The organism is Pragia fontium (assembly GCF_900638655.1).
Classification (GTDB): Bacteria; Pseudomonadota; Gammaproteobacteria; order Enterobacterales; family Enterobacteriaceae; genus Pragia; species Pragia fontium.
In genome coordinates this window covers 1,595,747-1,610,012 of the sequence record NZ_LR134531.1, presented here as the reverse complement: position 1 = coordinate 1,610,012, position 14,266 = coordinate 1,595,747, and the positions used below count along the sequence as shown (strand labels likewise).

Annotated in this window: 12 protein-coding genes and 1 tRNA gene; 4 read left to right on the top strand and 9 right to left on the bottom strand. The window is 40.7% G+C overall.

Features of this window, described 5'->3' with window-relative positions; all coding sequences use genetic code 11:
- Positions 1-34: 34 nt before the first annotated feature.
- From pgsA to uvrY, 3 genes are all read right to left on the bottom strand, one after another.
- Complete coding sequence (pgsA, locus tag EL341_RS07035; protein WP_047780742.1) at positions 35-583, bottom strand: CDP-diacylglycerol--glycerol-3-phosphate 3-phosphatidyltransferase; 549 nt, start codon at positions 581-583, stop codon at positions 35-37.
- A gap of 62 nt (positions 584-645) precedes the next feature.
- A complete protein-coding gene (uvrC, locus tag EL341_RS07030; protein WP_126467435.1) occupies positions 646-2,478 on the bottom strand; it encodes an excinuclease ABC subunit UvrC in 1,833 nt (610 codons plus the stop codon).
- The gene (uvrY, locus tag EL341_RS07025; protein WP_047780740.1) at positions 2,471-3,127 is read right to left on the bottom strand and encodes a UvrY/SirA/GacA family response regulator transcription factor; all 657 of its coding nucleotides are present in this window, start codon (positions 3,125-3,127) and stop codon (positions 2,471-2,473) included. Before uvrY ends, uvrC begins: the two co-directional genes overlap by 8 nt.
- An 882-nt stretch (positions 3,128-4,009) precedes the next feature.
- Here uvrY and EL341_RS07020 point away from each other — a divergent pair.
- Positions 4,010-4,318 (top strand): monooxygenase, encoded by a 309-nt coding sequence (locus tag EL341_RS07020; RefSeq protein WP_047780739.1) that lies wholly within the window; start codon positions 4,010-4,012, stop codon positions 4,316-4,318.
- 46 nt (positions 4,319-4,364) lie between these two features.
- Here the strand turns inward: EL341_RS07020 and EL341_RS07015 are convergent, their stop codons facing one another.
- The 3 genes from EL341_RS07015 to tusE form a co-directional block, all read right to left on the bottom strand.
- Positions 4,365-5,027 (bottom strand): phage N-6-adenine-methyltransferase, encoded by a 663-nt coding sequence (locus tag EL341_RS07015; RefSeq protein ID WP_074821172.1) that lies wholly within the window; start codon positions 5,025-5,027, stop codon positions 4,365-4,367.
- Positions 5,028-6,478: 1,451 nt separating this feature from the next.
- Positions 6,479-6,796, bottom strand: coding sequence for a heat shock protein HspQ (hspQ, locus tag EL341_RS07010; RefSeq protein ID WP_047780737.1), 318 nt, complete (start codon positions 6,794-6,796; stop codon positions 6,479-6,481).
- Positions 6,797-6,915: 119 nt separating this feature from the next.
- Positions 6,916-7,245 carry a sulfurtransferase TusE gene (tusE, locus tag EL341_RS07005; RefSeq protein ID WP_074821170.1) on the bottom strand — a complete coding sequence of 110 codons (330 nt, stop codon included), beginning with the start codon at positions 7,243-7,245 and terminating at the stop codon, positions 6,916-6,918.
- Between the two features lie 215 nt (positions 7,246-7,460).
- Here tusE and EL341_RS07000 point away from each other — a divergent pair.
- Positions 7,461-7,548: transfer RNA gene (locus EL341_RS07000), tRNA-Ser, on the top strand.
- A gap of 120 nt (positions 7,549-7,668) precedes the next feature.
- Here EL341_RS07000 and EL341_RS06995 read toward each other — a convergent pair.
- On the bottom strand, positions 7,669-8,076 hold the full coding sequence (locus EL341_RS06995) for a membrane lipoprotein lipid attachment site-containing protein (RefSeq protein ID WP_074821166.1): 408 nt from the start codon (positions 8,074-8,076) through the stop codon (positions 7,669-7,671).
- Between the two features lie 297 nt (positions 8,077-8,373).
- Between EL341_RS06995 and moeA the strand changes: the two genes are divergently transcribed.
- A complete protein-coding gene (moeA, locus tag EL341_RS06990) occupies positions 8,374-9,615 on the top strand; it encodes a molybdopterin molybdotransferase MoeA (protein WP_074821160.1) in 1,242 nt (413 codons plus the stop codon).
- A 2-nt stretch (positions 9,616-9,617) separates the two neighbouring features.
- On the top strand, positions 9,618-10,376 hold the full coding sequence (gene moeB / locus EL341_RS06985) for a molybdopterin-synthase adenylyltransferase MoeB (protein ID WP_074821157.1): 759 nt from the start codon (positions 9,618-9,620) through the stop codon (positions 10,374-10,376).
- A gap of 61 nt (positions 10,377-10,437) precedes the next feature.
- On the opposite strand, the gene EL341_RS06980 is transcribed toward moeB, so the two are convergent.
- A complete protein-coding gene (locus tag EL341_RS06980; protein WP_074821154.1) occupies positions 10,438-10,998 on the bottom strand; it encodes a hypothetical protein in 561 nt (186 codons plus the stop codon).
- A gap of 317 nt (positions 10,999-11,315) precedes the next feature.
- Complete coding sequence (locus EL341_RS06975; protein WP_126467433.1) at positions 11,316-13,688, bottom strand: autotransporter outer membrane beta-barrel domain-containing protein; 2,373 nt, start codon at positions 13,686-13,688, stop codon at positions 11,316-11,318.
- Positions 13,689-14,266 lie beyond the last annotated feature (578 nt).

The window sequence follows — 14,266 nt, the reverse complement described above, 5'->3', positions numbered from 1 at the left end:
TTTGGTTCGTTTGCTGCTTTTTCCGACGTATCGTCTATGGTTCCAGCAAATCATTGCGCGAAGCCTTCAAATACTGGAACATCGACCAGAAGGTTAATATCGCCGCAATATAAAGTAAAACAAAGCCCAGGATCTCAATAATCGCATTGGGATGCCAAAGTAAACCCACCAACGAAAGCATTTGAGCCGACGTTTTGACTTTACCTATCCAGGAAACGGCAACGCTACTTCTCTTACCAATTTCCGCCATCCATTCTCTCAGGGCAGAGATAATGATTTCACGCGCTATCATGGTCGCGGCCGGTAGAGAGATCCACCAAACGTGATAATACTCGGAAACCAGCACTAGCGCCGTCGCTACCATGACCTTATCAGCTACTGGGTCTAAAAAAGCCCCAAAGCGGGTAGTTTGCTTCCATCGTCTGGCCAGAAAACCATCAAACCAGTCGGTTACCGCTGCAATCACAAAAATAGCCGCGCAAACCATCGGAGCCCATTGATAGGGTAGATAGAAAGCCACAACAAAGAATGGAATCAAAATAATACGGAAAAGCGTAAGCAGAGTGGGTATGTTAAATTGCATAGTACTCGGGTGCTCTATTGCTCAAATAAAGGGTGGCTTATGTATATGTTGCTACATAGTCCTCAGTGTTTCAATGCATTGTGTATCTTTTCTGCTAAAGATTGTGAAATTCCCGGTATTTTTGCGATCTCATCGACAGTCGCATTCAATAATGGTTGTAATCCGCCCATATATTTTAGCAACATCTGACGACGTTTAGGGCCAACGCCTTCAATATGTTCCAAGGCACTGGTATTTCTTACTTTTGCTCGACGCTGACGGTGGCCTGATATCGCATGATTATGTGAATCATCACGAATATGCTGAATCACGTGTAATGCAGGTGAGTCAGGAGGCAAAGAGGTCCCCTCGCCTTCCGCCACAAAAAACAGCGTTTCCAAGCCAGCTTTTCGATCGCTGCCCTTGGCAATACCAATCAGCAATGGTTTTGTTTTATCCCAACTCACGTCAAGTTGCTCAAAAACATCAAATGCCTGACCTAACTGCCCTTTACCACCGTCAATAAAAATGATGTCGGGAATTTTTTCATCCGACAATGCCTTACCGTAACGACGTTTCAACACCTGTGCCATGGCGGCATAGTCATCGCCGGGGGTAATACCGGTAATATTATAGCGGCGGTACTCAGAACGCAGAGGGCCGTTGCTATCGAACACCACACAAGAAGCAACGGTCTCTTCCCCCATGGTATGGCTAATATCAAAGCATTCCATGCGATTGATCTGCGGCAAACCTAACACTTCGGCCAACGATGCCATACGCTGATGAATCGTGGACTGTTGTGAAATTTTGGTTTTCAACGCAATCTGGGCATTGGTACGTGCCAGTTTCAAGTAGCGAGCACGATCCCCTCGAGGTTTACTTTGTATTTGGATTCTACGCCCGGCAACTTCAGATAGCGTGTCTTCAAGTGCGCTTTTATCCGGTAAAGAAAAGTCGAGCAAAATTTCTCCGGGTAATGACCTTGACTGACTACCCTGTAAATAAAACTGTCCAACAAAGGTTTGGACCAGTTCATCCAGTTCAGTACCTTTAGGAATTTTTGGATAATAACTACGGCTGCCCAACACCTTTCCTTGACGGAGAAACAGCACGTGCATGCAAGCCATACCCGACTCATAAGAAACACCGATAACATCTAAATCATCACTGTCCCCTGAGACAAACTGCTTTTCAGTCACGCGTCGAATAGCCTGAATCTGATCGCGAATGCGAGCCGCCTCTTCAAAGTTAAGGGATTGGCTGGCTTGTTCCATACTGGTAATTAATTGGTTAAGTACCTGCTGATCTTTACCTTCAAGGAATAAGCGAACGTAGTTAACCTGCTTTTGATACTCTTCGTCACTCACCAGTCCGGCAACACAAGGGCCTAAACAACGTCCAATTTGATATTGCAAACAAGGACGTGAGCGATTGCGGTAGACGCTATCTTCACATTGGCGGATAGGGAAAAGTTTTTGTAGCAGTGCTAACGTTTCACGAACGGCACCTGAATTAGGAAATGGCCCAAAATACTCCCCTTTCGCGTGCTTTGCTCCCCGGTGTATTTTCAATCGCGGATGTTTATCAGAACTAAGAAAGATGAGTGGGTAAGATTTGTCATCACGTAACAGAACGTTGTATCGAGGCTGATACAGTTTGATGTAGTTATGCTCAAGCAATAAAGCTTCTGTTTCGGTATGGGTAACGGTGACATCAATGTTGGCAATACTTTTAACCAACGCTTCCGTTTTGCGGCTGCTTACGTTTATGCGGAAGTAGCTGGATAATCTTTTTTTGAGATCTTTTGCCTTCCCTACATAAATAACAACGCCAGAGATATCGTACATACGATAAACCCCTGGCTCATTAGTTACATATTTTAAAAAAGCTTTACTATCAAAACCGTCAGTCACTATTTAACAATTTCTCTGAAGTCACAATACCATGACGTATAGCAAGATGCGTCAGTTCAACATCTCCACTAATATTCAATTTGCTAAACATCCTATAGCGATAGCTATTCACCGTTTTCGGGCTAAGATTCAGCGTCTCCGCAATTTCATTAACCTTTAAGCCTTTAGTAATCATCATCATAATCTGAAGCTCACGCTCAGATAAGCTGGATAATGGCGTATCTGCCTCTGGTTCTAATTGGCTAAGCGCCATTTGGCGAGCAATCTCAGCGCCAATATAACGTTGACCAGAAGCAATAGCACGGATCGCACTAATCACTTCCTGAGGTGTTGCACCTTTACTCAGATAACCTGATGCCCCTGCTTGCATAACCTTTGCCGGCAAAGGGTTTTCGGTATGAATGGTCAGGATAATCACTTTAATATCTGGAGAATAACGTAAAATTTTACGTGTCGCTTCCAGACCACCGATACCTGGCATATTCATATCCATTAACACGATATCAACACTATTAGAACGGCACCACTTTACGGCATCCTCACCCGTTTGGGCCTCACCAACAACTTTTATTCCTTTAATATCTTCCAAAATGCGTCGAATCCCTGCGCGCACCAATTCGTGGTCATCAACAAGAAGAACGCTTATCAACAGAAAGTCTCCAAACAAAAAAGAATTTGATCGCGATACTTTTAATCGTAGTTCGATCCATCATAAAAAAAGTTTAACTCATTGACAATAATCAAAAAAATACTCTTATACTTTAAGGATTTTTTTGGCAACAAATCATCCTTTAAACATAATTCAAATGTACGCAATGCGGCTTAGGTTTACATATCTTTCTTTTAAACTCAATGAAAAGATGTCGTACCCAGTTATTACCTTCCTGATAATATCAAAAATACAATTATCCGTCTGTAATGATTGTGTAATATCTAAATTAATCAAACTAATACTCTATGATATCAGGTGGTTCCATTGCCGGTTTAAAATCTTATTCGCACCTCTAAAATCCCCAAAAAAATAACATTGACGTCTTATTAATTAGCAGGGAAATAAATAGCCTGTTAATGAAATAAATATTCACATTTTAGAAAAGAGAGCACCGACCAAATGTTTAAATACTACGTTTTATCACCTACACCATATCATATTGATTTATTAATTATTATTTAAAAAGCGATCAATAAACCATCAATCATAAAAAAATACCCACTGCCAATCTGTGAACAGATTTAAAAAACCATCGAATCAAAGTTAACGGCAAAGTACTCAGGTAAAAATCATCCCTGATGATTTTATCGCGTTCACTCTGATCCCCCTCTTAATCCACAAATGATAAGTCAACGCATTAAGGACACTAGCTTTGCTGGTTTCAATTGATTTGCTACTTCTCAGACCAGCATCGACCAAATAAACCCAACTAATTGAAAATATTTAACTATTTTATAGATAGGGAAAATCTTATTGATTCATAACAACTTTATATATCTACTAATATTTAACTACCTACTAAATAATCAGGAGATATTCATGGCTGTTTTACTTCAGGTCGATTTCAGTATGCCCGCTGAAATGCTAGGTGAAAACTTATCCAAAAGTGCAATCGGTCTTGCTGAAAGCATTACTCAAGAACCCGGTTTTATTTCAAAAATCTGGACCGAAAATCTACAAACAGAAGAAGCCGGTGGTATTTATCTGTTTACCGATCGCGCATCGGCTGAACGTTACTGGGAAATGCATCAAAAACGTATAGCGTCATTTGGTGTTAAAAATGCAAACGGTAAAATCTTTGATATCAATCTGCCATTAACTAAAATTACCCGCGGACACATCAGCTAGCCCGCCAGGATGACATAATATATTACTCAGTTATGTCATCCCGCTTTCAGGCTGCAATGATGATATTTTTAGCGCCAGTCTTCATCCTATCCATTACCCGATTCCCCAGATTTAATAATTCATCGCGACCAATATAACTAATCTGTGAACCTTTCCATGTTTTGTCAAAAATCAAAATTGCAACGCCAAAAGAGGCCGTTGTGACTTCCTGCTGTTTATTGGCAGCGACAAACCATTTAGGAACATGAAAAGGGATCCGGCCGCGAATAAACGCAATGTGATCCGCATTCTCTTCTGGCCACCATTCTTCAGCGGTAGCAACCTTAACCAAATAAACATAACGCCCTCCCAACTCTCGTTGCGCGATAGTATGACGCATAATATGCGCCATACCAGTAAGATAATGACCGTTATGTTTTTTAGCTCTGGAATAAGGAGGATTAGCAAATGCCGCCCCTTTAAGTTCCGATAGCCGCTCAGACCAGCTTTTGGTTAATGCATTTTCTGCTGCCGTGTAAAAATTCGGGCACTTGCTGTTTTCGCCATCGCTAAACAAGTCAAGAACCAACGGGCCATATAGCTCGTTAATCCCCCAAAACAGCGCATCAGGTGTACGCCACTGATCACCAATATCTTTTAAAAAATGTTTAGGTTTTGAACGCAGAACATTTATCTGCTGTAAATATTCTGTGTTTGAAAAATCAATCATGGTAATTCTCTAAACTATTGAGTACCAGACGCTAATATCAGACCGATTGAAAGTTATCGCCTAACCACATACGGCGGAATGCTTAATAAAACACACCTTCGTAAATAGATATATTCGGTCAATATAGAACTAGCCACTCCTATTAATAATATAGATATATCGTCCCAACTCCGTTAAAAGATATTAAATTGAATTTTAAATCTAAAATGAACAATATAAGTTTGCAGACATATTTTCACCTAAAAAGAATAAAAAAAACACACAATCAAATGATAAATAATTCATTAAATATTAATTACATGTAATAAGATGGATTTAATTTTGCTTGATTTTACAAAAGCAAAGATATTAATTAAATATATCAATAAGTTAGAATTACATCATTAACAACCAGTTTCTTAACAAAAAAACACTTTAAAAATCAATTGATTAATATTTTTTTAAAGTTTTTTTTGTAAAGATACTTATGCCGTTCAGACTTTAATTACTTAGAATCATATAGATACAAAACATATGTTTATTGTTAAAAAAAAGCTAAATCGCAGCATAATTAACAAAATTAATAATGTAATTATAATAATTTGCATGATGTTATTCTGCCTATTTTTGGATTTATGAATTAAAAAATTCAAAAAACACGCCATAGAAATAGATAGTTCTGCATCTAGCAAGGTCAATTCTCTTAAAGAAAAACGTTAATAAAACCCCTCCCCCACTATTAGCTAAATAACAGAAAAAGCGTTTAATATGAGAATTTGATATTACTTTCATAGATAGGTAACGATAACTCCCACTCCTGGTAGCTATCATTATCATGTAAGCTTATGGATTGCGTATATTCCAATCTATATCGACATAAAAACAGCTGGTTTTAGTCGAATAGGTTTTAGACCATAGCCTTAAATTCATAAGCTATCGGTGATCGCCAAATAAAAACATCAGAGTCTCTTAAACAAGATTGACTTAGAAGATAAGTTATATAAGAACAATACCAACACAAATAACTAGAGGGTAAAATTACAGAACAACTCTCTTATGGAAAGATAGTAAAAAAATAAACAGTCGTTCTGTTATTTTAAAGGGAAGTTTCTTGAGAATGGATAACACATTGTATAATAAGTGAAAACAAAAAATAACAGATCGATTTCGTACAGAAACCATCTGGATTCTGGTTTATTTCTGTACGAAATCCCCTATAAAAAACTAGTGATATTACCAGCTTGTTTTAGGTGACAAATCTCGGTGATAATTACCTAAGCGTTTTATCAGTTATAACTTAATTGTTTTTGGTTTGCCGTGAAACCGACTCCACACATATTTGGGTTTCACGGCTATTTTTTTGCCTTTTTACAGCCAAACTACCTATCGGTATTTCTGAATTACTCAATACGCAACAAATTATTTAAAAAATTAGGCAGGCCACCTTAAACAAAAATGGCCTGTCAATGAGATCAATTTCTAAGTCTGGGCGCTTGCAATTGATGCCTGATTGAAGCGGCAAGCTCATCAAGGGATGGCTGTTCAGGATGAGTATCATCTTCTTCCTGAGCCAACTGTATCTCAGCTAAATAAGTGTGAACAGGCTGACCCTCGGCATCTTCCATTACAACATGATACCAGGGCGCATTTTTTAGGGTATCGTCAGCAGCCATCTCATCAGAAACTGGTTGATCAAGGGAATATTCAGCATCAATATCAATAATCACGCCTAAATTACCCAATAACCTATGTCTAACTTGCTGACCAATAGTAAATTTACTGGTAATCATCATATCCTCCTCATATTCAGGCTCTGCCTTCTCCTTAAATATGAGGGGGACTCGCTATTTTTCAAGACAAATTGTGCTATTCGTGCGGTTTATTACTCAATCTGACTTAACTTTACACTTTAAATGCATTTTACCGGCTTAGGTAAGCCTGCAATCTTTGTTGCCTGCTTTGCTGGCCCCTTAACAAAAAGACGATACAAATAGCGGCTGTTCCCCTTTTCCTCACCATATTTTTGCGTCATGGCCTTTACCAGCATACGTATCGCCGGAGAGGTGTTGAACTCCTGATAAAACTCACGAACAAAACGAATAACCTGCCAGTGTTCCTCCGTCAACTCGATACCTTCCTGCTGAGCCAAAATAACCGCCATCGGCTCACACCAGTCATTGCTATTCATCAGATACCCTTGAGCATCGGTTTCTATAGGACGCCCTTCAAACTCGAACATACAACCTCAGTACTAGAAATAATTTGGCTTATTGTAACCGAAAAAATTCCTCAGAGGTTCCCCTGTAATAAAATCAAACAGTCGATAAAAGGCATGGATGATGGAAATTCAGTCAAAAAATAGCGTTTTTGATGTTTTTTCAGCCGAACGATTGAATTAAATGAATTATCCTCTTTACAAGGTCCCTCAAGCTGTTCTATATTGCACGCCATTGCGGAGGGGTGGCCGAGTGGCTGAAGGCAGCGGTCTTGAAAACCGCCGATGGGCAACCATCCGAGAGTTCGAATCTCTCCTCCTCCGCCATCAAATTCAACGGGTTAGCTTAGGCTAGCCCGTTTTCGTTTTGGTGAATTAGTATATTGTTAGTATATTAATGCAACAAAAAACCTCCTGAAGGAGGTTTAGTTATTTAAACAAATAGAACTATTTCGTTCGCCACATCCTATATTGTCTCCAGACGCCAACCTCTGTGACATATTCCTGCGGAGTTCCGTCGGCACTGATATCTAACGTTTTTCTCATTCCTAAATCGAAAGTACTGCACTCATTACTGACTCTCAATTTATGAGGCCCATTTTTTAGATAGACGGTAATAAACTGATTCTGTCGAAGTAAGGCAACGTCAGTTTTATCAATGTTTATGAGAAACTTACAATTCCCCCCCGATGTATTGCCACTAAACTGCTTTAAACGCGTCACCGTTATCTTAGTTTGTTGTTCTGTAGGATTTGGAGTGACTAATTGCTGATTTAATACTATTTCAGCTGGCCCATAAGGTCGTGCGCATCCTGCGAGAATCAAAACAGCTACCGCTAAAATTATTTTTTTCATGTCGCTTCTCAGACGTTAAATTAGTAATTACCTCATTATCACGATCTAAGAAGATTATACAATGAAGCTAACAGCACATCTCTGTACGAGAAAAATCCCTACAAACTTATTTTCTATAATAAACAGAAAAAGAACAGACCAGTGTTTCTTAACCACTATAATCTTTCCCTTCATCACACTGCCCCTTCCCCCAAACAAATACCCCAAACGAGTTTTGAGGCCAAACAACAGTTCAGGCATAATAGCCTTATGATTTTCATCACCCCAGATCGCTATGGTTTGTAATGGAGCCGTCAGATGGACTGTTGTTCTACTTCTTCATCCCTTCTAACCCTTAATCAAGCGTTAGAAAAATTACTGTCTCAGGCCGTTACCGTTTGCCAAACGGAACAAATAGCCCTCACTCAGGCTGCCAGACGTATTACCGCTCAGGCCATCACTTCACCGATTAACGTTCCCCCTTTCGCTAATTCAGCGATGGATGGATATGCGGTGCGTCTGAGTGATGTGACTGCATCTGCCATTCTACCCATTGCAGGCAAAGCGTTTGCTGGTCAGCCATTTCATGGTGAATGGCCGGTTGGCACCTGTCTTCGCATTATGACCGGTGCACCGGTACCCTCGGGAGCCGAAGCGGTCATCATGCAAGAGCAGGCTGAAGTACTGGAAAATGGTATTCGTTTCAGCACTATGCCTAAAGCCGGTCAAAATATTCGCTTAGCCGGTGAAGATATTCGCCAAGGGGCGGAAGTTTTACCCGCTGGAGCAAAACTGGGTGTGGCTGAATTACCTTTACTGGCCTCATTAGGCGTAGCTGAGGTCAATGTGTATCGCCGATTGAAAGTTGCCCTGTTCTCCACCGGTGATGAGCTACAAACCATCGGCCAACCGTTACAGGACGGGCAAATTTACGATACTAACCGTTTTGCGGTTCGCCTGATGTTAGAACAGATGGATTGCGAAGTTATCGATCTGGGTATTATCCGTGATGATGAAAGCGCGATTCGTGACGCTTTTGCTAGAGCCGATAGTCTGGCTGATGTGGTGATCAGCAGCGGTGGCGTTTCCGTGGGTGAAGCCGACTATACCAAACAAATTTTAGATGAGCTGGGGCAAATCAGCTTTTGGAAGCTGGCTATCAAACCGGGTAAACCATTTGCCTTCGGCAAACTAAGCCATTCACTATTCTGTGGCTTACCGGGTAATCCTGTTTCTGCCGCACTGACCTTCTATCAGTTGGTGCAACCTTTACTGATGAAGCTTAATGGCTACAGCCAATGGCAGAAGCCCCGCCAGATTAAAGTTAAAACCACCACACCTCTGAAAAAAACGCCGGGACGTATGGATTTCCAACGTGGGATTTTATCCAGCAATGCTCAGGGCGAGTTAGAAGTCCAAACGACCGGCCATCAGGGATCTCATGTATTTAGCTCCTTTAGTCAGGCCAACTGCTTTATCGTCTTAGAGCAAGAGCGTGGTTCTGTCGCCGCCGGAGAATGGGTAACCGTTGAACCCTTCAATGGATTACTGGAGAGTTAAGCATGCTACCGGAATTAAGCGATAGCGAAGCCCTGCGCTATAACCGCCAAATTATTCTGCGCGGTTTTGACTTTGATGGACAAGAGAAGTTAAAAGCGTCTTCGGCGCTGATAGTTGGTTTAGGTGGACTTGGAAGCCCGGCTGCACAATATCTTGCCGCGGCTGGCATCGGTTCACTGACGCTATTGGATTTTGATACGGTTTCTTTATCTAATCTACAGCGTCAAATCCTGCATCGAGACGATCGTATCGGCATGCCGAAAGTTGAGTCTGCTCGGATGACACTATCAGAAATCAACCCCCATGTTGCTCTGCATACGGTTGATGCTAATCTCGACGATCCGGAACTGCTCAAACTAATTCAACAGGTTGATGTGGTATTAGACTGCACGGATAACGTAGAAATTCGTAATCGACTCAACCAGCACTGCTTTAGCTTAACTAAACCGCTAATATCCGGTGCAGCCATTCGTATGGAAGGTCAAGTCAGCGTATTTACCTATCAGAATAATGAGCCCTGCTACCGCTGCCTGAGTCGCCTGTTTGGCAGCGAAGCACTTACCTGTGTAGAAGCTGGGGTAATGTCGCCATTAGTTGGCATGATAGGTTCGATGCAGGCTATGGAAGCCATTAAAGTACTTACTGGATTTGGCTCCCCACTAACCGGTCGATTACTAATGATTGATGCCATGACCATGCAGTTTAGGGAAATGAAGCTACTGCGCGATCCCGCCTGCCCGGTATGCAGGCATCAGGATTAATGCCAATCACGACTGCGATAACCGATACGGCTTGATAACCGTATCGGCATTCATCCCACGATTACAACGTATTATCGTCATTACTCTGCACATTCTGATCTTCAGGTTCAGCCTGACAATCGTCTGATTCACACTTCACTAATTCTATTGGACCCTGATGCAAAATAATCAATAACCACCCAGTTTGACTGGTAAAATCTTCGCCATCAAACGGTTGAACGCCAGATTCACCACCGCACAACATCAAACGGGAAGAGGCCGCGCAAGACCAACCATTCGCAGCTAACCTCTGTGATAATTCGTTATCCTGCTCGCCCAGACGATCGAGAAAAAACTTTTCTTTCGTCTTTAAGTTTTCAACCACCCAGGCTCTCATGCTTAGCTGCTTTTCCGTAAGATTCTTTTGATCTTCCATGCCTTTCTCATACGGTACGACCAGCAATAACGGTTCAGATACATCACCACTCTCCGGGTTTACTGCCTGATATTTCCCGGCAAACGATATTTCATCCGTTGCAGCATTGGCATAGCCAACAAATACCAGACTGACGATCCCTATCCATAACAGCCGTTGTATATCACGATAAATAGATCTATTTGAACTGCTATGCTTTTTAGCCACTGAGTATTTCCTCTGTGATCTCAGGATGATAATAATAACTATAGCTGGTATCTGGCGAAGTCAGCAAAGTTGATAGTTTGGATGATAATACCCTTAAATAAGCAGGCTAAATGACTGCGCAATTGATTAAATTTTCAAATCACTTGCTGTTCTGGAAGCCAACCGGTGTTTCTGCCTAAGCAATTTTGTCATCTGGATAAGATGCCCCATCGCCCTTCAATATCATTATGTTGTTTAATATCTTGTCATCCCCCATATACAAAAAACCGAAGAGATTCACACCTCTTCGGTTCATGATAAGCAAATTGCGTTATTAATTAAAAATTAAAACGGAAGCCCAAATTTCCTTCAATCGGCGTTTCAATCTGACTACCTTTACGGTAATCCATCTCCATATATAGTGAGGTTTGAGCGGTAATTTGAGCACTCAGACCCACACCATATTTGCCAATATCACCTGAAAAATCGTTATTGAAGTCATTGCGTTGGTTAATTCGCACTTTATTCGAACGAATAAACTCACGTTCAATCGCCGCTCGCACATAAGGGCTCAGCTTGGTGCCATTGTTTAAGTCAAATGCTTTGCCAACGGTGACACCCACTTCCCCTTTCGCTGAACGATTTTGATCAATATCGGCCTTCATACCATTATTCAAAGTGATATTTTTACTTTCAGCACTAAAATAACTGGCGCGCAGATAAGGCTCAATAAACATTCCCAAACCGGCCTGGTAGTTATAACCCGTTTCAATTGCAGCACCGATAGCATTCTGATGATAATCGCTCTTGGCGGTATTACCGCTGGTCATCCGGGCATTCAAAGAATGACTAAAGCGGTTAGCTTTTATGACACCATCAAGGTAATAACCAAGATTATCAAAGTAAGTTGCATAAACACCCAGGCTATAGCTATCTATATCACTGTTACCACCGCGCGCATTTTTCAATTTATTATTACTGTAGGCAGTGAAACCACCGAGTACTAACTTTCCGGCAGCTAAACTTATGGCCTTATCTACACCAATCTCAAGGCCATCCTGCTGTAACTTATAGGCCGCACCCGATGAAGTTTCAACACGAGTATTATTGGTTAAATAACGCCCCCATGTCCCATAATCATGACCAACACTAGTCTTTAAATCTCCCTTCCTCTGACGTAGCGTTTGTAATTCGCCATCAAAAATAAACTGGCTGGCTGACGCCATGTTGAGTACCGCATCAGTTGACGGTGTAGTTTTTTTAGATACGATTGGCGGGGTCAGCGGAGTTGTTATTTCTGGTTCTGGTTCTGGTTCTTGATCGGCTTGCCAGTCAGCCCCTAAATACCACACGTTACCGGCTAAACCATCTTTGCCACTTTGTTGTTTAAGGCTATACATATATGTACCACCATCAACAGCAGCAATATTCTCCCCGGAAATAGAGGCTAAAGAAAAATCAGCGCCGCTACTTTTATCATTAATGATATTCAGCGTCAGATTTTCAGCGGAAGTTATCTCTTCACCTGAATCGGTAATCATTACCTTATGGCTTCCACTGGCATTATCAACAAACAACGTATTTCCCTTGCCCTGATTAAGCGTGGTATTAAAGTTAAACACGCCGGAGCCAGAGAGCGATCCCAAATGCAGATTAACGTAGTTATCAGCACCACCGTTCTCAAAGCTTACCGTGCCACCGAGCATATTCAGATCCTTCACCGTAGCAAAAGCATTACTTTCATCACTGTAATTGACCACCAACGCGCTGCTTTCACCGTTCAGAATCACCTTATCCGCCACAGAGCCATTACTACCGGCCGTATCCATATAAAGGATCGCAGCGTCATTGACCTGTGTGGTTCCACTGAGCATGCCCCCAGCCTTCACTTGAGAATAAGCATGGTCATTTAATGAGGTATCTTTCGCTTCACCGCCAGCGGATATCAACTGTCTGGTAGAACCATAAAAGAGTGATCCGCTAGATAGTCCCTGAGCCTTCACCCATTGAATTGAATTATCGTTAAACTGAGCATCAATACTGTGACCATTTGACTCAACAATCTGTTTGCTGGCATCAAAGAAAACAGCGTCTTTTGATGTTGCCTGCGTATCCCAATTTTTCGACTTATCCTTCATGCCCCAAAGCATCTCAATTGAATTGTCATAATAGCGACTATTTGTTACTAACGGCGCGTACCAAATTGAGCCATCGCTACTGATTTGAACAGCGACATCCCCATTGTCAGCAAACTGAGTAGATACGAAAACCACTGATTCACCTTTGGCTACCGTTTGATCAGCCGTCGTTAGAACCCACATTAAACTATCATTTAATGTGGTATTTTCTGCTCGGCCGTAATAACTCCCTTGATCACCATTGAAACTGGTTCCACTAACAATCAGCCGACTATTATTCATTTCAGTATATTTAGCGGTGCCTGAAGCTATCTGCACGCGAAAATGAGCCTGTGGATCATACAGCTCATAGCCATCACCATTCAGGACAAAATGATTAGCTTCACTACCGATGGAAACACCATCTCCAGCTCTAATACTATAGAACTCATCTGGTCCAAATTTATCCTGTTCACAAACATCCGTAACGACATACCCACCACAAGGTGCGGCATACGCGGATACAGATAGAGATGCAGTGAAAATAGATGAAATAACCAAGCTTAAATACGTTTTACGTAAACTATATTCCATAACGACAGTTCCTTGTTTCCTTGTTGTTTATCATGCTCTTTTATAAAAAACACTAAATCGTGGCCAAAACTAAATTTATTTAAATTTATCTTTGGCCAGGAAATTACAAAAGTATGTTAACTTCTATAAAAATTAAAATGCAAATGAGTTTTAAATCCGATTCTATAAGATTCAAAATCGAACATTCAACCTCTAAAATAATAATTAAACCCAGCTTTATTAACAAATTGATATAAACGTTCGATACAAATCATTTGATAGGTGGTAACTATTAAAAGCAATAAATCGATCGTCATGACAATACTACTCGTAAGGGATTAAATGGCAATCAATTGTTTTTAAAGGAAAAAATAAAAACCACTTTTAATGAAAATATTTTAAAAATAAAGCAACAATATTGAAAAATTAAAAAATAAAAGAGTTTTAAATAAAATTAAAAATAAAAATAAAACAACTCAAACCAAAATCATATAGATAAAGATAAAACCATATTTAAATAACATTTTTATATTTGATCCATATAAAAATAATCATTATTTAAATTATTACCCACTAAATAGTTCTTACCCGCTACACCT

Coding starts and splice junctions, on each gene's coding strand:
- EL341_RS07015 (WP_074821172.1), bottom strand. CDS start 5,027: ATGATTGATTTTTCAAACACAGAATATTTACAGCAGATAAATGTTCTG.
- pgsA (WP_047780742.1), bottom strand. CDS start 583: ATGCAATTTAACATACCCACTCTGCTTACGCTTTTCCGTATTATTTTG.
- EL341_RS06975 (WP_126467433.1), bottom strand. CDS start 13,688: ATGGAATATAGTTTACGTAAAACGTATTTAAGCTTGGTTATTTCATCT.
- hspQ (WP_047780737.1), bottom strand. CDS start 6,796: ATGATTACCAGTAAATTTACTATTGGTCAGCAAGTTAGACATAGGTTA.
- EL341_RS06995 (WP_074821166.1), bottom strand. CDS start 8,076: ATGAAAAAAATAATTTTAGCGGTAGCTGTTTTGATTCTCGCAGGATGC.
- moeB (WP_074821157.1), top strand. CDS start 9,618: ATGCTACCGGAATTAAGCGATAGCGAAGCCCTGCGCTATAACCGCCAA.
- moeA (WP_074821160.1), top strand. CDS start 8,374: ATGGACTGTTGTTCTACTTCTTCATCCCTTCTAACCCTTAATCAAGCG.
- tusE (WP_074821170.1), bottom strand. CDS start 7,245: ATGTTCGAGTTTGAAGGGCGTCCTATAGAAACCGATGCTCAAGGGTAT.
- EL341_RS07020 (WP_047780739.1), top strand. CDS start 4,010: ATGGCTGTTTTACTTCAGGTCGATTTCAGTATGCCCGCTGAAATGCTA.